This is a genomic window from Streptomyces sp. DT190 (assembly GCF_049846985.1).
GTDB lineage: Bacteria > Actinomycetota > Actinomycetes > Streptomycetales > Streptomycetaceae > Streptomyces.
On the sequence record NZ_JBNCNM010000016.1, the window covers coordinates 72672 to 94974 of the forward strand.

20 protein-coding genes are annotated in these 22303 nt (G+C 72.9%); 11 read left to right on the forward strand and 9 right to left on the reverse strand.

Going from position 1 to position 22303, the window contains the following annotated elements:
• Window positions 1–7: 7 nt before the first annotated feature.
• Window positions 8–1258, reverse strand: a complete 1251-nt coding sequence (locus ACPXCS_RS26100; protein WP_425951140.1) for a glutamate-5-semialdehyde dehydrogenase — start codon at window positions 1256–1258, stop codon at window positions 8–10.
• Complete coding sequence (locus ACPXCS_RS26105; RefSeq protein WP_425951139.1) at window positions 1251–1991, reverse strand: thioesterase domain-containing protein; 741 nt, start codon at window positions 1989–1991, stop codon at window positions 1251–1253. The genes ACPXCS_RS26100 and ACPXCS_RS26105 overlap by 8 nt, the downstream gene beginning before the upstream one ends.
• Window positions 1992–2328: 337 nt before the next feature.
• On the opposite strand from ACPXCS_RS26105, the gene ACPXCS_RS26110 reads away from it, so the two are divergent.
• The 9 genes from ACPXCS_RS26110 (at window position 2329) to ACPXCS_RS26150 (ending at window position 13133) form a co-directional block, all read left to right on the forward strand.
• Window positions 2329–3645, forward strand: a complete 1317-nt coding sequence (locus ACPXCS_RS26110; RefSeq protein WP_425951138.1) for a KamA family radical SAM protein — start codon at window positions 2329–2331, stop codon at window positions 3643–3645.
• Window positions 3646–3725: 80 nt separating this feature from the next.
• A complete protein-coding gene (locus ACPXCS_RS26115; RefSeq protein ID WP_425951201.1) occupies window positions 3726–4985 on the forward strand; it encodes a pyridoxal phosphate-dependent aminotransferase in 1260 nt (419 codons plus the stop codon).
• Window positions 4986–5003: 18 nt separating this feature from the next.
• Window positions 5004–5270: a hypothetical protein gene (locus ACPXCS_RS26120; RefSeq protein WP_425951137.1), complete on the forward strand. Its 267-nt coding sequence runs from the start codon at window positions 5004–5006 to the stop codon at window positions 5268–5270.
• Entirely contained in the window at window positions 5267–6448 is a 1182-nt protein-coding gene (locus ACPXCS_RS26125) for an acyl-CoA dehydrogenase family protein (protein ID WP_425951136.1), read from the forward strand. The genes ACPXCS_RS26120 and ACPXCS_RS26125 overlap by 4 nt, the downstream gene beginning before the upstream one ends.
• Complete coding sequence (locus ACPXCS_RS26130) at window positions 6441–7988, forward strand: amino acid adenylation domain-containing protein (RefSeq protein WP_425951135.1); 1548 nt, start codon at window positions 6441–6443, stop codon at window positions 7986–7988. The genes ACPXCS_RS26125 and ACPXCS_RS26130 overlap by 8 nt, the downstream gene beginning before the upstream one ends.
• On the forward strand, window positions 7982–9262 hold the full coding sequence (locus ACPXCS_RS26135; protein WP_425951134.1) for an aspartate aminotransferase family protein: 1281 nt from the start codon (window positions 7982–7984) through the stop codon (window positions 9260–9262). The genes ACPXCS_RS26130 and ACPXCS_RS26135 overlap by 7 nt, the downstream gene beginning before the upstream one ends.
• Window positions 9259–10521 (forward strand): ATP-grasp domain-containing protein, encoded by a 1263-nt coding sequence (locus ACPXCS_RS26140; protein ID WP_425951133.1) that lies wholly within the window; start codon window positions 9259–9261, stop codon window positions 10519–10521. Before ACPXCS_RS26135 ends, ACPXCS_RS26140 begins: the two co-directional genes overlap by 4 nt.
• Window positions 10514–11767 (forward strand): ATP-grasp domain-containing protein, encoded by a 1254-nt coding sequence (locus tag ACPXCS_RS26145; RefSeq protein WP_425951132.1) that lies wholly within the window; start codon window positions 10514–10516, stop codon window positions 11765–11767. The genes ACPXCS_RS26140 and ACPXCS_RS26145 overlap by 8 nt, the downstream gene beginning before the upstream one ends.
• A gap of 94 nt (window positions 11768–11861) precedes the next feature.
• Window positions 11862–13133 (forward strand): MFS transporter, encoded by a 1272-nt coding sequence (locus tag ACPXCS_RS26150; RefSeq protein WP_425951131.1) that lies wholly within the window; start codon window positions 11862–11864, stop codon window positions 13131–13133.
• Between the two features lie 33 nt (window positions 13134–13166).
• On the opposite strand, the gene ACPXCS_RS26155 is transcribed toward ACPXCS_RS26150, so the two are convergent.
• The 3 genes from ACPXCS_RS26155 to ACPXCS_RS26165 all read right to left on the reverse strand — a co-directional run bounded on the left by ACPXCS_RS26155 (window position 13167) and on the right by ACPXCS_RS26165 (window position 15920).
• The gene (locus ACPXCS_RS26155; RefSeq protein ID WP_425951130.1) at window positions 13167–14405 is read right to left on the reverse strand and encodes an ATP-grasp domain-containing protein; all 1239 of its coding nucleotides are present in this window, start codon (window positions 14403–14405) and stop codon (window positions 13167–13169) included.
• 62 nt (window positions 14406–14467) lie between these two features.
• Window positions 14468–15373, reverse strand: coding sequence for a MerR family transcriptional regulator (locus ACPXCS_RS26160; RefSeq protein WP_425951129.1), 906 nt, complete (start codon window positions 15371–15373; stop codon window positions 14468–14470).
• Window positions 15374–15470: 97 nt separating this feature from the next.
• Window positions 15471–15920 carry a VOC family protein gene (locus tag ACPXCS_RS26165; RefSeq protein ID WP_425951128.1) on the reverse strand — a complete coding sequence of 150 codons (450 nt, stop codon included), beginning with the start codon at window positions 15918–15920 and terminating at the stop codon, window positions 15471–15473.
• 152 nt (window positions 15921–16072) lie between these two features.
• Here ACPXCS_RS26165 and ACPXCS_RS26170 point away from each other — a divergent pair, with 152 nt between their 5' ends.
• Window positions 16073–16648 (forward strand): dihydrofolate reductase family protein, encoded by a 576-nt coding sequence (locus ACPXCS_RS26170; RefSeq protein ID WP_425951127.1) that lies wholly within the window; start codon window positions 16073–16075, stop codon window positions 16646–16648.
• Here the strand turns inward: ACPXCS_RS26170 and ACPXCS_RS26175 are convergent.
• Window positions 16630–17340, reverse strand: a complete 711-nt coding sequence (locus ACPXCS_RS26175; RefSeq protein ID WP_425951126.1) for a helix-turn-helix domain-containing protein — start codon at window positions 17338–17340, stop codon at window positions 16630–16632. The genes ACPXCS_RS26170 and ACPXCS_RS26175 overlap by 19 nt on opposite strands.
• A gap of 92 nt (window positions 17341–17432) precedes the next feature.
• On the reverse strand, window positions 17433–18302 hold the full coding sequence (locus ACPXCS_RS26180) for a helix-turn-helix domain-containing protein (RefSeq protein WP_425951125.1): 870 nt from the start codon (window positions 18300–18302) through the stop codon (window positions 17433–17435).
• Window positions 18303–18465: 163 nt separating this feature from the next.
• Here ACPXCS_RS26180 and ACPXCS_RS26185 point away from each other — a divergent pair, with 163 nt between their 5' ends.
• Window positions 18466–19188 carry an alpha/beta fold hydrolase gene (locus tag ACPXCS_RS26185; RefSeq protein ID WP_425951124.1) on the forward strand — a complete coding sequence of 241 codons (723 nt, stop codon included), beginning with the start codon at window positions 18466–18468 and terminating at the stop codon, window positions 19186–19188.
• On the opposite strand, the gene ACPXCS_RS26190 is transcribed toward ACPXCS_RS26185, so the two are convergent.
• Window positions 19142–21088 (reverse strand): ATP-binding protein, encoded by a 1947-nt coding sequence (locus ACPXCS_RS26190; RefSeq protein WP_425951123.1) that lies wholly within the window; start codon window positions 21086–21088, stop codon window positions 19142–19144. The genes ACPXCS_RS26185 and ACPXCS_RS26190 overlap by 47 nt on opposite strands.
• A gap of 107 nt (window positions 21089–21195) precedes the next feature.
• Complete coding sequence (locus ACPXCS_RS26195; RefSeq protein ID WP_425951122.1) at window positions 21196–22200, reverse strand: ferric reductase-like transmembrane domain-containing protein; 1005 nt, start codon at window positions 22198–22200, stop codon at window positions 21196–21198.
• Window positions 22201–22303 lie beyond the last annotated feature (103 nt).

Sequence of the window (22303 nt, forward strand, 5' to 3'; positions counted from 1 at the left end):
CCCGACGTCAGCCGCGCAGGGCGCCGGCGCCGTCGGTGACGTAGCTGTGGGTGACCAGTGCGCCGAGCGTCACGGGACCGCGCACGTGCAGACGGCCGGTGGCGATGGCGATCTCGGTGCCCAGCCCGAGGGTCGGACCGTCGTGCAGCCGCAGCGAGCCGTTGACCACGACCATCGCGGCGTCGGCGCGGCGGCGGAAGGCGTCGATGACGTGCCGGTCGCGGGCGATGACGCCCTCGGTGTGCCCGGAGCCGTGCCGGCGGACGTGGTCCAGCGCCGCGTTCTCGTCGTCGACCGGCACGACGGCGACGACCGGGTCGAGGAACTCCCGGCCCAGATCGTGCGCGGCGAGGGGTTCGGTCTTGAGCGCGGAGGGGACGAGAGCGGTCAGTTCGGGGGCCGTGTGCAGGGTCAGCTCCGTCTCACGGCCCGCCAGCCCGCGCGCCAGGGCCTCGAGGTAGTCCCGGGCGACGGCGCGGTCGAGCAGCAGCGTCTCCACGGAGGTGCAGCCGGCCGGCTCGGGCAGCTTGCTGTCCAGCGTGGCCCGCACGGCGAGGTCCAGGTCGGCGCTGCGGTGCACATACAGGTGGTTGACGCCACCGCCACCGGCGATCAGCGGGATGGCGCTGGTACGGCAGTGCTCCACCAGCGCGGGACTGCCGCGCGGGATGAGCACGTCCACCTCGTCGGGCCGCTTGAGCAGGGCCCGCAGCAGCCGGCGCTGCGGGTCGTCCAGCACCGTGACGAGGCCCGTGGGCAGTGCCGCCCGGGTGAGCGCGGCGTGCACGGCCCGTTCGACGGCGGCGTTGGTGGCGGCCGTCTCCTTGCCGCCGCGCAGCAGCACCGCGTTCCCGACGGCGACCGGGAGCAGGGCGCCGTCCACGGTGACGGTGGGCCGCGCCTCGTAGACCATCAGGACGACGCCGAGGGGCCGCGGGACGCGGTGGACGTGCCGCGCCGCACCTGAGACGGGCACCTCCGTCTCGCACACCGTCCGCAGTTCGTCCCGGGTCATCGCGGTGAGCTCGACCATCCGGTCCCGGTGGACGTCGGTCAGACGCAGCCGCTCCACCAGCGTGGGCGGCATGCCCAGTCGCTGGGCCGCGGCGACGTCCGCCGCGTTGGCCCGGGTGATCTGCGGCCAGTGGGTGACGAGTTCCTCGCCGAGGAAACGGCAGTACCGGTCGTAGGCGGGGTCGCCCACGGGCGGGGCCGCGTCGAACGCCGCGCGGGCCCGGCTCAGGAGACCGTCAGGCATGCTGCTCCTCCGTGGTCGTGAGGAAGGCCCCGAGGTGGTCCAGGAGAAGGGGCAGCCGTTCGCCGTCGAAGGCGGTGAAGTGGTCGCCGGGCAGCGGCCGTACGGTCAGGTGCGTGGCCACCTCGCGCCAGGCCGCCAGATGCTCCTCGTTGTCCTCGTCCGCGCACGGCATCAGCAGGGTGGGGCAGTCGTGGCGCACCTCGGCCCGGTAGGAGACGACGGCGTCCAGGTGCGCGTCGGCGGTCGCGGCGACCCGGTCGGCGGGGACGCCGCTGTCGTCGGCGGGGACGCCGCTGTCGTCGGCGGCGAGGGAGGCGTGGACCCGCTCGCGCCACCGCCGTGCGGCCGCCGGGTCACGGTCGATGCGGGCGGCGGGGCTGTCGACCATCACCACGCGTGGCCGCCGTCCCTCCTCGGCCAGCCGCGCGGCCAGTTCCCAGGCGAGCACGCCGCCCAGGGACCAGCCGAACAACAGCCCTGGCGGCTCGGGGAGTTCCGCCAGCAGCGACCAGTAGCGGTCGGTCATGGCGGCGACGCTGCGGTCCGGCTCCTCCCCCGGCGCCAGCCCGTACCCGCGCAGGGCGACGACCGGGCCGGACCGGCGCAGGGCGAACCCGACGCCCGTGTAGGCCCCGACACCACCGCCGGCGGCGTGGACGAGGACGCTGCACCTCCCGGGCCGGGGCCGGCCCATCGGCACGAGCACGGGCTGGGCGACGTCCGCGCGGCTCATGGTGTGCGTCCGCGACGCGGGCAACCGATCATCAATGATCTTTCCTTCCGCACTCTTCGGAACTGACGAGAAGCGACTTCCGCGCCACCCACCTTTCAAACGAAATCAGTTCGCACCCCATAAAGGGCCCTTATCCGCATCGGCCGCGGGCATTATGAAAGCAGGTCAGGGTGCGAAATTAGACACTCTTATCGGCGCCATGCGAAGCCTTTATGGCAGGGGAAAAGAACTCGAATCAACGAATCCCAGCGGGGTAATCGGCGCTGGACGCCACGACCGCCGACAAGGGACGGCCTGCCGTCACCCAGCCATTCCGCCGAATGCAGAGGGACCCCGCATGACACTGATGCTCGACCAGCCGGTCGGCACGAGCCGCTTCCGTGCCTTCGGCCCGCGGCAGATCGACGACATCGCCCGGCGCTACGGGCTCTCCCCGAAGATCCGGGACGGCATCGCCCTGCTGGCACACGTCCTGCCGTTCCGCGTCAACGAATACGTGCTCGACCAGCTGATCGACTGGACGGACCCGGCGCGGGATCCGCTGTTCCGCCTGGTCTTCCCCCAGCGCGGCATGCTCCCCGAGGACGACGAGCGCTCCCTGGAGTCGCTCGTGCGCTCCGGGGCGACCAAGCGCGAGATGGCCGCCGAGGTCGCACGGATCCGCGCCGGGCTCAACCCCCACCCCTCCGGGCAGCGCGAGTACAACGTGCCGGTGCACGAGGGCGAACGGCTGGCCGGCCTCCAGCACAAGTACCGCGAGACGGTGCTGTACTTCCCCACGCAGGGACAGTCCTGCCACTCCTTCTGCACCTACTGCTTCCGGTGGGCGCAGTTCGTGGGAGATCCCTCCCTGCGCTTCGCCGCCCCCGGCCCGGACCGGCTCGTCCCCTATCTGCACGACCACCCGGAGGTCAGCGACGTCCTGGTGACGGGGGGCGACCCGATGGTGATGAGCACCGACCGCCTCACCGGGCACCTGGAGCCGCTGCTCGGCGTGGAGAGCGTCCACACCGTCCGCATCGGCACCAAGTCGCTGGCCTACTGGCCGCAGCGCTTCGTGAGCGACACGGACGCGGACTCGCTGCTGCGGCTCTTCGAGCGGATCGCGGCGGCGGGCAAACAGGTCGCCGTCATGGCCCACTTCACCCACCCCCGCGAGCTGCGCACCGCCTGGGTGACCGAGGCCGTGCGGCGGATCCGGGCCACGGGGGCCGTGGTCTACTGCCAGGCGCCGATGGTCGCGCACATCAACGACGACGCCGAGACCTGGGCCTCCATGTGGAAGTCCGAACTGGCGCTCGGCGCGGTCCCGTACTACATGTTCGTCGAACGCGACACCGGCCCCTACGACTACTTCAAGGTGCCGCTGGCCCGCGCGATGGAGATCTTCCACACCGCCTACCGCACCCTGCCGGGTCTCGCCCGCACCGTGCGCGGCCCGGTGATGTCCTCGACGCCCGGCAAGGTCGTGGTGGACGGCGTCGAGACCCTCGGCGGCGAGCGGTACTTCCAGCTGCGGCTGGCGCAGGCCCGCAACCCCGCCCTGGTCGGCCGCCCGTTCCGGGCGCACTACGACCCCAGTGCCACCTGGCTCAGCGACCTCCAGATCGCGGCGGACACGCCGCAGGACATCCGGGAGGCGCTGCGGTCGTGAACGCCTTGATGACCTCCACCGCCTCGATGACCTCCACCGCCTCGGTGTCCCCCGACGCCTCAGTGTTCCCCAACGCCCCGATGTCCCCCAACGCCTCCATGTCCCCCAACCTCGCCCTCAACGAAGAGGTCGCACGGCTGCGGGCCCAGGGCCGGTCCGTGGTCCACCTCGGTTTCGGCGAGTCCCGGCTGCCCGCCTTCGCCCCCCTGGTGGAGCAACTGCGCGCCGGCGCCCACCGCAACGCCTACGGGCCCGTGGCCGGAGCGCCCGACGCCCTCGCCTCCCTCGCCGGCTGGTTCGAGCGCCGCGGCCTGCCCACCGGCCCGCGGGACGTACTGCTCGGCCCGGGCAGCAAGCCCCTGCTCATGGCGCTGAACCTGGTCCTGCCGGGAGACGTGCTCCTGCCCCGCCCCAGCTGGAACTCCTACGCACCGCAGGCCCGGATGGCCGGGAAGAAGGCGTACGGCGTCCCGATCCCCGCGGAATGCGGCGGCATCCCCGACCCGGACGCCCTGCCGGAGACCATCGAGCGCGCCCGCCGGACGGGCGGCGACCCCCGCATCGTCGTCCTCACGCTCCCCGACAACCCGACCGGCACCCTCGCCGGCGCCCGGCTGATCGAGCGGGTGTGCCGGATCGCCGAGGCGGAGGACCTGGTCGTCGTCTCGGACGAGATCTACCGCGACGTCATGCACCGGCCCGACGCCCCCTTCCTCAGCCCCGCCGAAGTGACCCCCGAGCGCACCGTGGTGACCACCGGGCTGTCCAAGTCCCTGGCGCTCGGCGGCTGGCGCGTCGGCGGCCTGCGGGTGCCCCCCGGCGCCCGGGGACGCGATCTGCGCGCCCGACTGGTCGCCGCGGCCAGCGACATGTGGTCCACGCTGTCGGGCCCGATGCAGCAGGTCGCCGCGTACGCCTTCGGCGACCCGCCCGAGATCCGGCGGCGCCTGGCGGCGAGCGCACGACTGCACGGAGCGGTGGCCCGTGCCGTGCACGCCGCGGCGATCGCCGCGGGAGCCACGTGCCGGCCACCCACCGGGGCGTTCTACGTCTACCCCGACTTCGAGCCGCGGCGCGAGGCGCTGGCGCAGCGGGGGGTGGCCGGATCGGCGGCGCTGGCCCGTCACCTGCTGGACGAGCACGGCCTGGCCGTCCTCGCGGGACACCACCTCGGCGACGATCCGGGCGCACTGCGCTTCAAGGCCGCCACCAGCATGCTCTACGGCGACACCGACGAGGAACAGGAGGCCGCCCTCGCGGCCCCCGACCCGCTCGCCCTCCCGCACGTCGCCGACGCCCTCATCCGCGTCGCAGAAGGCTTCGCCAAACTCGGCGCCTGACCCCATCGGAGAGACACCATGGATTCACCCGACGTCCGCGCGGTCGTCACCGGCATCACCGCCGAGGTCCTCGGCGTCGAGCGGACCGACCTGCACGGCACCGGCGCGCTGACCGACCTGCCCACGTTCAGCTCCTTCCGCATCGTGGAGATCGTCGAGCGGGTCGAGGAGGAACTCGACACCGAGGTCGAGGCGAGCGAACTCACCCCGGACAACCTCAGCCGCCTGGACACGCTCATCGCCCTGTTCGAGCGGACCCTGCGCACCAGCGGAGTGCCCGGATGACCGTCACCGACCTCCCGCGCACAGGCTGGCGCCCCGCCGACCTCGAACGTGCCGTGGCCGAGGTCGAGGCGGAGGCCGCCCGGCACGCCGAGGCCTGCGACCGCGAGGCACGCTTCCCCGCCGAGGCACTGGAGGCCATGCGCCGCACCGGCCTCCTCGGGCTCCTGGTGCCCGCCGAGGACGGCGGCCCCGGCGGCGGCACGGCGGAACTGCTCGCCGTGAGCAGCCGCCTCTCCCGCACCTGCATGTCGGTCGGCATGATCTTCACCATGCACTGCCAGCAGGTGGCCGCCGTCGTCCGGGACGGCGGCCCCCTCCGGGAACGGCTGCTGCCCCGCATCGTCCGCGGCGAGCTGTACCTGGCCTCGGTGACCACCGAGGCCGCCACCGGCGGGCACCTGCTGTCCTCCGGGTCCTCGCTGACGGCCGGTGGCGACTCCACCGTCCGCGTGGACCGCTTCGCCCCCGTGGTGACCGGGGGCAGCCACGCCGACGGGTTCCTCATCACCGCCCTGGCCCCCGACGCCACGTCCCCGTCCCAGCTGTCCCTGGTCTACGCCGAGCGCGACCGGCTCACCGTCACGGTGCGCGGGGACTGGGATCCGATGGGTATGCGCGCCACCCACAGCGCGCCCCTGCACCTGGCCGGCGAGATCCCCCGCGACCAGGTCATCGGCGGGCACGGGGCGTTCCGGGACATCGCGGTACGCACCTTCGCCCCACTGGCCCACCTCGGCTGGGCGGCGTGCTGGCAGGGTGCCGCCGACGGCGCGCTGCAGCGGGTCGTGACCCTGTTGCGGGCCGAGCGGGGCCGCTACGACCTGGACTCCCCCCTGCTGCTCACCCGCCTCTCCCGGGTCCGCCAGCGCCTGGACACCGTCCACGCGCTGATCACGCACGCCGCGTCGGTCCTCGCCTCGGCCGAGGACACCACGAGCGCGCCGGTGCAACTCCTGCTCAACGCGGTGAAGCTGACCGCGTCGGAGCTGTGCCCGGCGGCGGCCGAGGAGCTGGTGGACCTGATGGGCATGCGCCACGGCTACCTGCGCGACTCGCCGACCGGCCTGGAGCGGACGCTGCGCGACCTGCGGTCCGCCCCGCTGAACTACAGCAACGACCGCCTGCACGCGGCGGACGGCAAGCTGGCCCTCATGGACCGGGAGGTCCGCCATGTCTGACTCGCTGTTCGAGCTGTTCTCCGCAAGCGCACGGCGCCACCCGGACCGGCCCGCCCTGCGCGCGGCCGGTACGACCCTCACCTACCGGGAGCTGGCCCGGGCCGCCGAACGCCTCGCGGCGCACCTCGGCCCGGTTCCGCCGGGAGCGCGCATCGGGCTGCTGGCCTCCCGCTCCCCGCTGGCGTACGCCGGGTACCTGGCCGTCCTGCGCACCGGAGCGACCGTGGTCCCGCTCAACCCGGTCTTCCCCGCGCAGCGCAACGCCGCCATCGCCGCCCGGGCCGGTCTGCGGTGCGTTCTCACCGACATCGCGCTGCGGGACCTGATGCGCGAGAGCGCGGTCCCGCTCGTCCTGGCGACGGCGGACGGCACCCCGTCGGGACACCCCGCCCCGGCGGCGCCGGCCGGCGGACCCACGCCCGGGGCGGGTGGCCCGGGCGCGTCACCGCCCGCCGGCGAAACCCCCGCGTACATCCTCTTCACGTCGGGTTCGACGGGTGTCCCCAAGGGCCTGCCCATCGCGCACGGCAACGTGCTCCCCTACATCGCCCACCAGGTGGAACGCTACGAAGTCACTCCGGGCGACCGGCTGAGCCAGACCTTCGACCTGACCTTCGACCCGTCCGTGTTCGACATGTTCGTCACGTGGGCCGGCGGCGCGACCCTGGTCGTACCGCAGCGGGAGGACCTCGCAGACCCGGCCGCCTTCGCCCGGGAGCATCGGCTCACGCACTGGTTCTCCGTGCCGTCGGTGGTGTCGCTGGCCGCACGGATGCGCAGGCTGCCGGCCGGGTGCCTCCCCGACCTGCGGTGGGGTCTGTTCGCGGGGGAACAACTGACCCTCGACCAGGCGGCCGCCTGGCACCGGGCGGCACCGCAGGCGGTCATCGAGAACCTGTACGGGCCCACCGAACTCACCGTCACCTGCACCGCCTACCGGCTGCCCGCCGACCCCGAGGACTGGCCGGGCACCCGCAACGCCTCCGTCCCGATCGGCCGCCGCCTGCCGCACCTGGAGCACGTCGTCCTCGACGAGGCGGGCGGCCCCGCGGCCGAGGGCGAGCTGTGCGTGCGCGGCGTGCAGCGCTTCGCGGGCTACCTGGACCCGGAGAACAACGCGGGCCGCTTCCTCGACTGGGAGCCCGGCGCCGCCGCCCGCGTCCACGACACGCACGAGGCCCCGCCGGAACGGCTGTGGTACCGCACCGGCGACCGGGTCGTGGAGGAGGACGGGGTGCTGACCCACCTCGGCCGGCTGGACGCCCAAGTGCAGGTCCACGGCTACCGCGTGGAGCTGGGGGAGGTCGAGGCGGCCCTTCGCAGCCACCCCGGTGTCGAGGACGCCGCCGTCCTCTTCGACGGCACGGACCTCAGGGCTCTCTATGTCGGTGCCTCGGTGCCGGTGGCGGACCTGGCCGGATGGGTCGCGGGCCGGCTGCCGGCCTACATGGTCCCCGGCCGGTTCCTGCGGGTGGACCGCTTCCCGCTCAACGACAACGGCAAGCTCGACCGCAAGAAGCTGGAGACGCTGGCATGCTGAGGAACGACCACGACGCACTCTGGCACAACTCGCTCACGCCGCGGACCGTCCGGGACGGCGGCTTCGACACCGGCGCCCTCGTGGACGGCAAGGGCTGCCGCGTGCAGGACGCCACCGGCACCTGGTATCTGGACGCCCGGGCGGCGATGTGGAACACGACCCTCGGCTACAGCTGCGAACGGATCGTGGACGCCGTCACCGAGCAGCTCCGCCGGCTGCCGGTGGCCCAGATCATCCGCTACGCGGAGCCCCCCGAGGTCGCCCTGCGCTACGCCCGCCGGCTGGTCGCGGAACTGCCCGGTCCTCTCAACCATGTGCGCTTCGGCAGCACCGGCTCCCAGATGACCAGCGCCGCGGTACTCATGTCGCGTTTCGTGCGCAAGGTCCGCGGCGAGACGCAGCGCGTGAAGGTTCTCGCCTTCACCAACGGCTATCACGGCACCGGCGGCCTGGCGGGAGCGCTCACCGGCGAGCGGCAGATGCACGCGCTGCAGGCCCCGCTCGCCCCGGAGGTGCACCATGTCCGGCCCTGGGACCTGGACGCCCTGGAACGGGCCGTGCAGCGCCGGGGTCCGGAGACCATCACCGCCGTGATCGTCGAGCCGATCATGGGCACCGATGTGGTGCCCGCGCCCGAGGGGGCCCTGGCCGCGATCCGGGACCTGTGCGACCGGCACGGCATCCATCTCATCGCCGACGAGGTCACCACGGGCTTCGGCCGCACGGGCGCGCTGTCGGTGATGGCCGCGCAGGGCGTCCTGCCCGACATGCTGGTGCTGGGCAAGGGCATCACGTCCGGCTACTTCCCGCTGGCCGCCCTGGTCTGCTCGGACGCCGTCTTCGACGAGGCCGTCTCCCGCCCGGAGTACGTCTTCCCGCACGGCTGCACCGCCGACGGCCATCCCGCCGCCATGGCCGCCGGACTGGCCGTCCTGGACGAACTGGCCGACGGCACGCTCCTGGAGCGGGTGCGCACGACCGGGGCGGAGATCCGCCGGCGGCTGCGCACGGTGGCCGAGGAGATCCCGCTGATCCACGACGTGCGCGGCGAGGGCCTGATGATCGGCGTCGAGTTGCGCCGGGAGTCGGGCCGTCCGGGTGAGAGCGAGATGGCGCAGGTGCGCGCCGCCTGCAAGGCGGCCGGCCTGCTGCTGACCAGCACCAACAACACGCTCGTGCTGATGCCCCCGCTCGTGCTGGCGCAGGAGGAGGCCGACGAGCTGGTGGAGCGGCTGACCGCCGCGCTGCGCACCGTCGCGGGGCACGGCTCGTGACGCGGCGTCCCGCCGTCGCGGTCGTCGACGGTTTCGGGTCCGCCGCCCGGCTGGCGAAGGCGTTCGACGCCGCCGGGCACGACTGCGTGCGGGTGCAGAGCACCGTCGACATACCCGCGCACTACCGCGGTGAACTGGACCTCGGCCTGTACACGGACAACCTCGTCCACAGCGGCGACGTGGAGGCGACCGCCGCGCGGCTGGCCGGCCGCGGGACGATCGCCGTCATCGCCGGAGCCGAGCAGGGCGTCGAACTCGCCGACGCCCTGTGCGAGGCGACCGGCCTGCCGGGCAACGGCACCGCGCTCAGCCACGCCCGGCGTACCAAGGACGTGCAGACCCGGACCGTGGCGGCGGCGGGTCTGCCCACGGCCCGTCAGCTGACGGTCGAGGACGCCGCGCAACTACGGTCCTGGCACGAGCGGTTGGGCGGCCGGGTCGTGGTCAAACCGGTCCGCAGCGCCCGCAACGACGGGGTGAGCGTCTGCGACGGCCCGGCCGAGTCCGTCGCCGCCTACGAGCGGATCCACCGCGCCGTCAACGACTTCGGCGTGCGCAACGAGGGGGTGGTGGCACAGGAGTACCTGACCGGCACGGAGTTCGTGGTCAACACCGTCAGCCGGGACGGGCGGCACCGCGTCACCGACACCTGGCGCTACCAGAAGATCGACGTCAACGGCGTCCGGGACCGCATCAACGGCATTCTCTCGCTGCCGCCTTCGGACCCGCGCTGGGGCCGGCTGCGGGACTACGCCTTCTCGGTGCTCGACGCCCTCGGCATCGCCCACGGGCCCGCTCATCTCGAGATCATCCTGACCTCCGGCGGGCCTCGTCTGGTGGAAGTAGGCGCCCGCCTGTGCGGCGCGGACGTGGCCCGGTACGCCGTCCTCGTCACCGGCGAGTCGCAGATCGACCGCACGGTGCAGGCGTACACGGACCCGGAGGCCTTCCTCGCCGACGTCGGCACCCCCTACCGCAGGGACGGGCACGCCGCGATGGCGTTCCTCGCCTCCCCGCTGGAGGGCCGCCTCAAGGGGTATCCGCTGCTCGGCGAGGTGGAACGCCTCGACAGCTACCAGGGCATGGCGCTGCGGGTCACCCCGGGGCAGTGGCTGCGCCGCACGGTCGACGACGGCACCGAGCCGCTGGCGGTCGGTCTGGCGCACGCCGATGCCGCGACCGTCGAGAAGGACTTCCAGACCGTCTGCTACCTCGACGGACACGGCTTCTACGAAGTGGAACGGGAACCCCATGGCTGACCCACGCACGATCGCCCTCGTCGACCCCTACGGCGCCGTCAACAAGGTGGGCCGGGCATTCCGCGAGGCGGGCCTCGACTGCGTCCGTGTCCAGTCCACACCGCAGGTCCCGCCCTCCTACGGACCGGCGGACCTCACCGGTTACCGGGACGACCTCGTCCACGACGGAACCTTCGAGGACATGGTCGAGCGGCTGGCGGAGTTCGACCCGCGGGCCGTCGTGGTGGGCAGCGAGCTGGGGGTGGAGTTCACCGACCGGCTCAACGAGGCCCTGGGACTGCCCGGCAACGGAACCGCGCTCAGCGAGGCACGCCGCGACAAGTACGTCCAGATCGAGACGCTCAGGGCGGCCGGAGTACCCACCACCCGGCAAGAACGCGTCGGCTCCCCGCAGGAACTGGAAGCCTGGCACCGGTCCCTGGGCGGCCGGATCGTCGTGAAGCCGGTGCGCAGCGCCCGCAACGACGGCGTGTCGTTCTGCGACACCCCCGGGCAGTCGGTCGCCGCGTACCACCGGATCATGTCCCGGGACAGCGTCTTCGACGTCCCCAACGAGGGCGTGGTCGCCCAGGAGTACCTCCGGGGCGTGGAGTTCGTGGTGAACACCGTCAGCTGCCGGGGCCGGCACCGGGTCACGGACGTCTGGCGCTACCAGAAGATCACCGTCAACGGCATGCGCGACCGGATCAACGGCATGACCTCGGTCCCGGGCGACGACAGGGACTGGCACACCGTCACCGAGTACTCCTCCCGCGTCCTCGACGCCCTCGGCATCCGCTGGGGCCCGGTGCACCTGGAGGTCATGATCACGGGGGCGGGTCCGCGCCTGGTCGAGGCCGGCGCACGGCTGTGCGGGGCGGACGTCGCCCGGTACGCCGTCCTGCTGACCGGAGAGTCCCAGATCGACCGGACCGTGCAGGCGTACGCCGACCCGGAGCGGTTCCTGGCCGAGGTCGATGCCCCGTACGCCGTGGAGCACCACGGCGCCATGGCCTTCTTCGCCTCGCCGTACGAGGGAGTCCTGCGCGGTTATCCGCACATCGGCCTGATCGAGGAGCTGGAGAGCTGCCGGGGCGTCACCCGGCGCTACGAACCCGGCGAACGCCTGGTGCGCACGATCGACGACGAGAGCGAACCGGTCACGGTGGGTCTCATCCACCCGGACCGCTCCGTCCTCCTGCAGGATTTCGCCACTGTCTGCTACTTGGACGGCTTCGGCTTTTACGACGTGGAACCGGGGCACTGAGAAGTCTCACCGCCGTTCCCGGCACCGGTCGTCCCGGGGCGGCGGCGCCGGTGCCGACCGGTACCGGCGACAGGACCGACACCTAGGGAGCATCGTGGCCGAGGGCTGGCGCAGAGACTTCAACTTCGTCTGGGCGGGCGAGACCGCCTCGCTGGTCGGAACCCAGGTGTACCAGCTGGCGATGCCACTGACCGCGGTTCTCACCCTGGACGCCAACCCCGCACAGCTGGGGCTGCTCGGGGCGCTGACGTTCGCCCCGTACGTCATCCTCGGTCTGCCCGTCGGTGTCCTGGTCGACCGGTGGCAGCGGCGCGGCGTGCTGATCCTCTCCAGCCTGGGGCAGGCCCTGGCGATCGGCGCCATCCCCCTGCTGGCGGCGCTCGACCTGCTGACCTTCGGCCGGCTGCTGGCGCTGGCCTGCGCGGCCGGGACGGCGCGCGTGTTCTTCACCATCGCCTACCGCTCGTACCTGCCGGCGATCGTGCCGCCGGAACACCTGACCGGCGCCAACTCCCGCTTGACGGCCAGCGAGTCGGTGGCGGAGATCGGCGGCCCGGGGCTGGGCGGCGCGCTGGTGCAGCTCGTGGGGGCGCCGTTCGCCCTGCTCGTCGACGCGGTGTCCTACCTCGCCTCCGCGGTGGGCGTCTCGGCGGTACGCAAGCGCGAGAAGGCCGTCCGCGCCGATCCCGCGCCGTTACGGTCCCAGGTGGGAGAGGGTTTCCGTTTCACCTTCTCCAGCGCCTACCTGCGGGCCACCCTCGGCGAGGCCGCCAGTTACAACCTGTGCTGGCAGATCGTCCTGACGATCCTCACCCTGTTCGCGGTGAAGGAACTGGACATGAGCCCGGGGACGCTGGGCGTCGTCCTGTCCGTCGGTGCGGTGGGCGCACTGATCGGCGCGGCGTTCACCGACCGTCTCGCTCATCGCGTGGGGCTGGGCCGCACGCTGGTGCTGGCCGCGGTGATCGGCGACCTGGCCCCGCTGCTGCTGCCGGTCGCGCAGCGCGGTACGTGGGCGGCTCCCCTGCTGGCCGCGGCGTTCTTCGTGCAGGGCTTCGGGATCACCGCCTGCAACGTGCACACCATGACGATCCGTCAGACAGTCACGCCGGAGCGGCTCCTGGGGCGTACCAACGCCGCCTACCTCTTCGTCGCCCTGGGCATGAAGCCGGTCGGCGCGCTGCTCGGGGGCTGGCTGGGCACCCACCTGGGGTTGCGGGGGGCGCTGGTGGTGGGAACCGTGGGGCTGCTGAGCACCAGTCTCTTCCTGATCCTGTCCCCGCTGCGCACGGTGCGCAGTCTGGACAGCATCAGGCCCGAGCCCCCCGAGGAGGCCCGGGCCGCCGCGCCGACGAGCACGCCCTGAGGCCGCGGTCCGGCGCCCGCCCGGGCCGTCGTCTCAGGCCACGTCCACCCGCAGGGCGTGTCCCGCCTCGTCCAACGCGGCACGGCAGGTGTCCGCGTCGGCGGCCAGGGCGATCGCGTAGGCGACCCGGCCGTCCATCAGTCCGCGGGGCGGGGGCGACTTGACCTCTCCCGGTGCCGCCAGCGGGCCGCAGCGCACCACCTGCTCCGGCAGCCCCGACTTCTCGAAGCGGACCTCCGCGATGACGGAGTCGTCCTTGGGCGGGTAGTAGAAGCGGATGGCGGCGACCCGGCGGTGTCCGGTGGGTGCCGGCATCCTCGGCGGTCTGCCGCACGCGACGTCGGCGGCGGCGAGCGCGAGGTCCGGGCCACCGCCCATGAGGTTCAGCAGGGGGATCATGCCCCCGCCGATCCGGGCGTTGACCTCGATGACCTTCGGCCCGGCCGGCGTCAGCCTGATCTCCGTGTGGGTCACGCCGTCGGTGAAGTCGAGGGCGGCGTGCGTCCGCACGACCACGTCCGCCAGTGTCCCGTCGGACCACAGCGGGTCGCCCGGGTCGACGACGTGCCCGGTCTCCTCGAAGTAGGGCGCGAAGCCGACCTCCTTGCGGGCGAGGCAGACCGGGGTCACGGTGCCGCGATGCACCACACTGTCGACGCTGACCTCCGGTCCCTCGGCGAACTCCTCGACCAGGATGTTCCGTTCGTGCGTCGGAAGGTCGGGCGCCCACGCGCCGCTGGCGTCCGTGAACTCGACGGCTTCCCTCAGCTCGGCGGGTGAGTCGGCCCGGACCACGCCGAAACTCCCGGCCAGGGCCCGCGGCTTGACGACGACCGGGTAGCCGATGTCCCCGGCCACCGCGAGAGCCTCCTCGCGCCCGGAGACCAGCACCGACCGTGGCTGGGGCACCCCTTCGGCGTCGAGGGCCGCGCGGGTGCGGTACTTGTCCCGGCAGCGCTCGACGCACCGCCGGTCCCCACCCGGCAGTCCGAGGGCGGCGGCCACCCGCGCGGTTCGCTCGATCCATGTCTCGTCCCAGCAGATGACGCCGTCCAGCGGCTGCTCGGCGCCGACCGAGCGGGCGACCCGCACGAGGGCGTCGACATCGGCCGGGTCGGGCACCACGGTGTGACCTGCCAGGTACGCCCGTTCCCAGGTGGGAGGTGCGGTCAGCACCAGGTGGACGCGGAAGTCACGGCTGATCGACTGCAGCAGGTACTCGCGGTATGCGCGGATGCCGGGCGTGATCACGAGCAGGTGTCCCATCGTCATGGGCACCGGATACCCGGGCACCGCGGGGCGAGTCCCTGGCGCGTCCCGGGCCGGGCCGTGATTCAGGTGGCGGGTGGCTCCTGGGCGGACAGTTCCTCGGCCAGTTCCATACAGCGCAGGCGGGCCGGGGAGAAGTCGTAGGGCATCTTGCCGATGGCTTCGAGCACGCTCAGGGAGTGGGCCTCCCGCCTGCCGAGGCCGAGGTCGGCCTCGTCCCCGCCGTCAGCGGCGGCAGGGGGGTGCAGAGCGTCCCAGGCGTCGAAGAGGGCGTCGTCGTCCTTCCCCAGGCCGGACTCCTCGATGACGGCCTGCAGGGCGCTTTCGAAGGCGTGCCGCTCGGCGGCCACCCGGGCCACCCGCGGATCGTCGACGGCGACGCCGTCATCGAGTGCCGCCTCGGCGTGGTCGATACGGTCGGATTCCTCCCGCAGAGCGGGATGCGTGGCCAGGACGACGAAGCGGGTGGCCTGGACGGCCGCGCCGAGCGGACCGAAGATCCGCTCGGTGACCAGCAGACTGTCCAGGTCCGCCTGACGCAGGGACCCCTCGGGCAGGCTCTTGAGACGGTCCGTGACGAAGTCGGAGAGCAGGCCTCTCCGGCTGCCTTCGGTGCGCATCCGCCGCACGGCGGTACGCTGCCGCCGCAGTTCCGCCTCCTGCTCGGCGAGGCGTTCCTCCAGCCGCTCCAGGATGCCGGCGATGCCGTCCCCGCTGTCCGCACCGGCGGAAGCCGTGCCGGTGGTGAAGGCGTCACGGATGTCGTCCAGGGCGATCCCCGCGTCGGCCGTCCTGCGGATCCACAGCAGTCGGATCATGTCCTCGTACCCGTAGCGGCGGCGGTCGTCGCCGCCCCGCTCGGGCTCGGGGAGCAGGCCGATCTCGTGGTAGTGGCGGATCGCCCGCGGCGTGGTGCCGGCGAAGGCCGCCGCGTCGCCGATCTTGACCTGGCGAGGTGGCACGAAGGGCATGAGCGGGGACCTTTCCTCAAGGGACCGGGACGTCAAGCCCAACCGGACCACATGCCGCTACGGAAGGTGCAACCCCGTGCACGACCGTAGACGGGGCCTAGGCGTCCCGCTCGGCGACGAAGATGCAGAACGGGTGGCCCTCGGGGTCCCGGTAGACGCGGAAGCGTTCCTCGTCGTCGGGATCCGGCTGGTCCCGGTTGCTGAGCAGGCTGCCGCCGAGGGCGAGCACACGCTCGTGCTGGTTGCGCAGTTCCGCCAGCGAGCCGACGCTCAGATCGACGTGCATCTGCTGGGACACCGGGCCGTCGGGCCAGTCCGGTTCGCGCAGACGCTCCACCTGCTGGAAGGCGAGCTGCGGTCCGCCGCCGGGATTGCGCAGGACGAGCCAGTCCCTGCCGTGCTCGTCCTGCCGGCCGGGGGGAGGCGGCTCGTCCCCTGCCGCGTACTCGAGCCCCAGCAGGGACCGGTAGAACTCGGCGAGTTTCCGGGCGTCGGTGCTGTCGATCACGGTCTGCACCAGCCGGATGCGGCTTGCGTCGTTGTTCATGCACTCCAGGTGCCCGGCCCGGCCCCGCCCGAACGACCCACTCGGGGGAACCTCCGCCGGCGGACCACCCGATGTCGTTTCCGTCCAAGACGTCCGCCCCGGCCGCGGCCTAGCCTGCTCCCAGAAGCTCAGCCCGTGATGAGGAGACACCGATGCGCAAGTTGGTCTACACCGGATTCATGTCGCTCGACGGCGTCCTGGACTCGCCCGGTGGGCCCGAGGAGGGGCACCGCAGCGGTGGCTGGGTCGTGAAGGACCTGGACTTCGTCCCGGAGGCCTGGTCGCTGAAGGCCGAGGAGCTCGCCGACACGACGGCGCTGATGTTCGGCCGCCGCAGCTACGAGGCCTTCGCGTCGGTCTGGCCCGACTCGGAGGACCACGCCGCCTACAAGGAACTGCCCAAGTACGTGGTGTCGGGCACGCTGTCGGACGACGCCCTCGTGGACGGCTGGGGCCCGTCGACGATCCTGCGCAGCACCCAGGACGTCGCCGACCTCAAGCAGACCGACGGCGGCTCAATCTACATCCACGGCAGTGCCGAACTGGCCCGGCGGCTGTCGGAGGCCGGCCTGATCGACCAGTACAACCTGCTCGTCTTCCCCGTCCTGCTCGGCGCCGGCAAGAGCCTGTTCCACCGGGCCGACCAGGACAAGCAGATGCTGTCCTTGCGGGAGTCGGAATGCTACTCCAACGGGATCCTGAAGCTGATCTACGACGTCAGGCGCTGACCCAGGTCGAGTGCGATCGCGCCGCCCGTGCCCTCGCGCAGTTCACCGGCGGTGCGGCCGACATAGGTGCGCAGCGCCCGGGCGAGGTGCGGCTCGTCGAAGTAGTCGAGCTTGGCGACGACGTCGGCGGCCGTGTCCCCGGACGCCAGCAGTTCCGCCGCCGTACGGGCCCGCTCGATCTGCCGTACCGCCCCCCGCGTCAGACCGGTGGCGGCCCGGAAGCGGCGCTCCACGGTCCGTCCCGACACCGCCGGTTCGTGGCCTCGCAGAACCTCGGCCACGAGCGGGTCACGCAGCACGATCCCGGCTGTGACCAGCCGCTCCACCAGGGCCTCGGCGTCATCGGCACCCGCGGTCTGCCAGCGGGCGCCGTCCAGCCGGAACGTCCGGCGTGTGGTGTCGGGGAGCTCCACGCCGCCGTCGACGAGCTCCGGCGTGGGCAGGATCCGCAGGGCGGTGCCCACGGCGAACTCGATGCCGGTGAAGGCGGCGCCTTCCGGGACGGGGGCGGTGCTCGTCCGGGTCTCCGGGCCGGTGACGGCCGCGTAGGACCGGCCGTCCTGCTCCCAGAACACCAGGCCCCAGCGGACACCCGCCACGGACGTCATCGTCGTGACCTGCTCGCTGGTGCAGGTCCATACGCTGTCGACCCACGGTGAGTCCGACCGGCGGATATCGAAGCGCAGCTCCACACCTCGCAGGATACGACGGGCCGGGCGGCCCTGGTCGGCCGCGCGGGGCGCCCGGTGCCACGCGCGTTCGTGGGCCGCATCGGTCTCCCGCGTCACCCCTGAGGAGCGGGGGCCCGCTGATCCGCTCCGGAAGGCCTGAACGGTGGCCGTGCGGTGGAGGCGAGCAGCGCCAGTCGGTCGGCGCTGTCCGTGCCGGGAGCGGGATGGTAGACGACGAGTGTCTGACCGGCCGCGCCGTCGACACTCAGTCGCTCCCGGTTCAGCCACAGGCCGCCGACCTGAGGATGGTCGATGTGCTTGGGCGCGCCTTCGCACGCCACCACGTCGTGGCGAGCCCAGAGGCGGCTGAACAGGGGGCTGGCGAGGGAGAGTTCGCCGACCAGCTCGACGCACCGGGGGTCGTCCGTGCCCGCGCCGACGGACCGGCGGAAGCCGGCGACCATACCGGCGGCGGCCTTCTCCCAGCCGGGGTAGAGAGCCTGCTCGGCGGGGTCGAGGAAGAGGCTGCGCAGACGGTTGGCGCCCGCCGTGAAGCGCGGTGACAGCGCCGTCGCCGACGGGTTGGCGATGAGGACGTCGAAGCAGCGGCCCTCGACGAGCGCGGGCAGCGGAAGCGTGGCGACGAGCTGGGCGACGCCTTGCGGAACGGTCTCCTTCACGGGCCGTCGCCGACGCCGTCGGGGACGGGCGGCGCCGAGCGCGAGCAGGTGCTCCGTCGCGTCGTCGTCCAGGAGCAGCACACGGGCGAGGGACTCCAGGACCTGCACGGAGGGGTTGCGGTCGCGGCCCTGCTCCAGGCGCAGGTAGTAGTCGACGCTGATGCCGGCGAGCATCGCGACCTCCTCCCTGCGCAGGCCCGGCACGCGCCGCACTCCCACCACGGGCACGCCGGCCTGCTCGGGCGTGACGAGCTCACGGCGGGCGCGCACGTAGTCGCCCAGGAGGTTCGGGTCGCCGGTCATGACCTCACGGTAGTGCGCCCGTCCGCGGCCGCGGGTGGCCCTGTCACCCCCAGGACCGCGACGGCCCTGGCTCGCCGGGCACCGCCACGGCAACGTGACCGGCGCACCCCGTCGATCCCTCCCCCGGCCCCGGCAACGGGCCGGCACAGCAAGGAGCACGACCATGCCGACGTTCCTCCTGGTCCACGGCGCCTGGCACAGCGGCAGGTGCTGGGAGCGGGTGGTTCCGCTGCTGACGGCGGCGGGCCACCGCGTGATCACACCCTCGCTCACCGGATACGGCGACAGGAGCCATCTGGCCGGCCCCGACGTGGGTCTCGACACGCACGTCGACGACATCGTCGGGCTGATCGCCGGGGAGGACCTCACCGAGGTGATCCTCGTCGGGCACAGCTACGCCGGGCTGGTCATCTCGTCCGTGGCCAACGACGTCCCGGACCGGATCGCGCAGCTGGTCTACCTCGACGCGATGGTCCCCGAGGACGGCGAGACCGCGGTCGACGTCCTCCCCCTCACGCAGCCCCTGATCGACCTCGCCCTGCGGTCGAAGAGCGGCTGGCGGGTGCCGCCCCCGCCCGAGATGCCGCCGCCCGCGGGCCTGTTCGGCGTGACCGACCCGGACGATGTCGCCTGGCTGCGCACGATGCTGTCGGACCAGCCGGTGAACTGCCTGCGCGAACCGGTGCGGTTGCACGAGCCGGCCGCGACGAGGATCCCGCGTACGCACATCCACTGCACGGACCTGCCGGAGGGGTTCGTCAGGCGTCCCGTGCCCGAACTGCAGCCCAACGGCACCCCGGCGCAGGTGTGGGAGCTGGCGACCGGCCACGACTGCATGATCACCACACCGGCCGAACTCGCCGAGCTGCTGCTCCGGCTGGTCTGACCCTCCGCACGACCGCGAGCGCCGGGGCCGGTGTCAGCAGCGGCCGCCGCGCTGTGCAGCCGGGACCTCCCGATCGTGGCGCCCGTGGCAGCGCCCGGCCGTGCTCGCCGGCCTGCGGACCCCGCGCGCGCAGGCCCGTCTGGGCCGCCTCGATGAGCCGGCCGGCGCGCTCCAGATCGCCCGTCTGCACGTGCGGGCGGGACTCGCGTGCGTCGAGCAGGACGGCCAGTTCCGGTGAGACCGAGCGCAGGGCGCGGTCCCGGGTCGCGGTGATGAGCTCGGTGGCCTGTGCGGTCCGGCCGAGGCGGACCAGAAGGTCGAACCGGCGCAGCGCGATGAAGACCTCGTCGCTGAGGCTGAGTACTCCGAACGCACCGGACAGCCGTTCGGCTTCCCGCAAGTCGTCGAGCGCGGCGTGGAGTTCGCCGTCGTACGGGCGCAGGAGTGAGCGCAGTGGCAGTGCCGTGGCCACGGCCCAGTGGTCGCCGGCCCGGGTGAAGCAGTGCAGGGCTGCCGAGACGTCGTCGCGTGCCTGGTCGAGGTCGCCCTGGTTCTCGGCGGCATGGGCGCGTGAGATGCGGGCGTAGCCGGCCAGCCAGAGGTCCGGCCCGTCGACGAGGCCCTGGACGAGCGCCTCGCTCATTTCGGATGGGTGGAGGAGGGCGAGTCTGACGATGGTCAGGGCACCGGCGAAGCCGGGGAGTTCGCGGTGGCACAGCAGACGGTCGGTGAGGGCCGACAGGTCCTGCCCGTCCTCGTGGAAGAGGTCGGTGAACAGCGCGCTGCGGCTGGTGCGGGAGTCGAGCCGGAGCAGCGCTCGGGCGATGTCGTGCCCGGCGCCCGGGTGCTCGGTCGGCAGTGCGACCGTCCGCCCGAGCCAGTGGGCGGCGTCCTCGTGGCGGCCGCGGATCCGCCAGCACCAGGTCAGGTCGAGCGCGAGTGCGGTCGCGGCGTCGGCGGCTCCCCTGTCGCAGAGGTGGCGCAGGGCGGCGATCACGTTGTCGTGCTCGGCGCGCAGCGTGTGCAGGGCACCGAAGTGGCCGGGGCCGCGGGTCAGCGGATCGTAGTGGGCCACCAGGTCTGCCATGGAGTGGGCGGCCAGCTCCCGCACGCCGGCCAGGGTGCCGTGCGCGGCCAGGCGATCCAGACCGTACTCCCGGATCGTCTCCAGCATGCGGTACCGGCCGGTGTCGGGCTCGAGGTGCAGCAGGGAGCGGTCGACCAGGTCGGCGAGGAGTTCGGGGATGCTGCGGACGGGCACGGTCGTCCCGGTGCAGACCGCGGCGGCCGACGCGGGTCTGACGCCGCCGGGCAGCACCGCGATGCGTTCCGCGACCGTACGCGCGTCCTCGTCCAGGAGGTCCCAGCTCCACGCGATGACCCCGCGCAGCGTGCGGTGGCGGGCGGAAGCGGTCCGGCTGCCGGTGGTGAGCAGCCCGAACCGGTCCGACAGCCCATCGGCCAGGTCGGTCAGGGAGAACGTGCGCAGGCGGGCCGCCGCCAGTTCGAGGGCGAGCGGCAGACCGTCCAGTCCGCGCACGATGCGCGGCACATCGGCGAGCGTGTGGTCGTCGACCTCGAATCCGGGGCGCACGGCGGCTGCCCGCTCGGTGAACAGGCGTACCGACGGTGCGTCGCGGACCTGCTCGATGCCCGCGTCCGGGCCGGGCAGGGGCAGGGGCAGGGGGCCGAGCGGGACCAGCGTCTCCCCGTCGATGGCCAGGGGCTCGCGGCTGGTTGCCAGCACCCGCAGTCCCGCGCACCGCGGCAGCAGCGCCGCGATCAGGTGCGCCGCGGCGTCGATCACATGCTCGCAGTTGTCGACGACGAGCAGGCTCTCACGGCCGTCGAGCCGGTCGGCCAGGACGTCGACATCGTCGGAGGGTTCACCGCGTCGCACCGAGTCGTCGAAGAACGCGGAGCCGCGCAGTCACCGTCCATCACCCCCTCAGCCAGGTCCCCGCCCTCTGGTGCCCGTACCGGCCGGCCCCGGCCCGTGGCCGGGGATCAACCGGACTCGTGTGCGTGCGGGGTGGTCGTGGGCGGCTCGGCCGGGCGTTCCCTGCCGCCGTCTCGGCCTGACGCCACGACGAGGACGAGCCCCACCACGACGGCCACGGCGGCCACCCGGCCGGCGGCCCGCGCCACCCAGCCCGGCATCGCCCGGGCCGGCAGCGGCCCGCCCTCCCGGCGTCTTGGCGCGCCCAGCCGTTCGGCCCGCCGGGCGGGCCGCAGCAGGCGCAGCAACAGCAGGACGGCGACCGGGAGTTGCAGCAGCCACAGGACGGTGCGCGGCCATTCGCCGTACCAGACGTTGGTGCCGTACAGCAGGGTGTGCCACACGCTCAGGACGTAGACGACGATGACGAAGCGGTGCAGTCGGCGCCAGGTGTTGCCGCCGATACGGTGGCGGATGTAGAACAACAGGCCCAACGGGACGGCCAGATACAGAGCGCCCTGGCCTAGGGGGATGGCGATCCGGCCGGTTCCGGAGTCGTACCAGCCGGGCACGAACGTGTCCGCGAATCCCGCCCACAACCGCTGGGCCCATGCCAGTTGGGCCTCATAGCACACGAGTTCCGCCGCGAACATCAGCGCGTGCGCGAACATCAGGGCCATCGTGGTCAGGCTCGTGGTGCGGTGCCAGCGTTCCAGCACCTGCCGTGACACCCGCAGCCGGGTGGGGCGCGGCCCCGACAGCAGCAGGCCGAGCATGACCGTGCCCCAGGCCCACAGCAGGCCCGACCAGCCGAATGCCTGGCTGAGCAGATACATCCAGTAGGTGCCGGCGTCGTTCATGAACGGCATGACGGCGACCGTCGCCGCGTCACCCGACTCCATGCGGGCGTACAGGAACGCGAAGACCGCCATCGTGACCAGCACAGCCGCGCTCGCGTCGGGGAGCGCGGCACGCAGGTCGGCTCGCAGGACGACACGCTCGGGCGGGCGCTTGTCCCGTGCGGGTGGCGGGTTCGTCGTGCCGCTGTCCTCCGGCGTCGTCTCTGGCAGCATCCTGGGCCTTCCGGGCGCGGTCCTCCGCGGGGAGGTGAGGGTGACGTCGACGCCCCAGTGTGACGAGCGTGGCCGGGATCACCGAGGGCACATCCGGCCAGAG

Coding starts and splice junctions, on each gene's coding strand:
- ACPXCS_RS26100 (WP_425951140.1), bottom strand. CDS start 1,258: ATGCCTGACGGTCTCCTGAGCCGGGCCCGCGCGGCGTTCGACGCGGCC.
- ACPXCS_RS26105 (WP_425951139.1), bottom strand. CDS start 1,991: ATGAGCCGCGCGGACGTCGCCCAGCCCGTGCTCGTGCCGATGGGCCGG.
- ACPXCS_RS26110 (WP_425951138.1), top strand. CDS start 2,329: ATGACACTGATGCTCGACCAGCCGGTCGGCACGAGCCGCTTCCGTGCC.
- ACPXCS_RS26115 (WP_425951201.1), top strand. CDS start 3,726: ATGTCCCCCAACGCCTCCATGTCCCCCAACCTCGCCCTCAACGAAGAG.
- ACPXCS_RS26120 (WP_425951137.1), top strand. CDS start 5,004: ATGGATTCACCCGACGTCCGCGCGGTCGTCACCGGCATCACCGCCGAG.
- ACPXCS_RS26125 (WP_425951136.1), top strand. CDS start 5,267: ATGACCGTCACCGACCTCCCGCGCACAGGCTGGCGCCCCGCCGACCTC.
- ACPXCS_RS26130 (WP_425951135.1), top strand. CDS start 6,441: ATGTCTGACTCGCTGTTCGAGCTGTTCTCCGCAAGCGCACGGCGCCAC.
- ACPXCS_RS26135 (WP_425951134.1), top strand. CDS start 7,982: ATGCTGAGGAACGACCACGACGCACTCTGGCACAACTCGCTCACGCCG.
- ACPXCS_RS26145 (WP_425951132.1), top strand. CDS start 10,514: ATGGCTGACCCACGCACGATCGCCCTCGTCGACCCCTACGGCGCCGTC.
- ACPXCS_RS26155 (WP_425951130.1), bottom strand. CDS start 14,405: ATGACGATGGGACACCTGCTCGTGATCACGCCCGGCATCCGCGCATAC.
- ACPXCS_RS26160 (WP_425951129.1), bottom strand. CDS start 15,373: ATGCCCTTCGTGCCACCTCGCCAGGTCAAGATCGGCGACGCGGCGGCC.
- ACPXCS_RS26165 (WP_425951128.1), bottom strand. CDS start 15,920: ATGAACAACGACGCAAGCCGCATCCGGCTGGTGCAGACCGTGATCGAC.
- ACPXCS_RS26170 (WP_425951127.1), top strand. CDS start 16,073: ATGCGCAAGTTGGTCTACACCGGATTCATGTCGCTCGACGGCGTCCTG.
- ACPXCS_RS26180 (WP_425951125.1), bottom strand. CDS start 18,302: ATGACCGGCGACCCGAACCTCCTGGGCGACTACGTGCGCGCCCGCCGT.
- ACPXCS_RS26185 (WP_425951124.1), top strand. CDS start 18,466: ATGCCGACGTTCCTCCTGGTCCACGGCGCCTGGCACAGCGGCAGGTGC.
- ACPXCS_RS26195 (WP_425951122.1), bottom strand. CDS start 22,200: ATGCTGCCAGAGACGACGCCGGAGGACAGCGGCACGACGAACCCGCCA.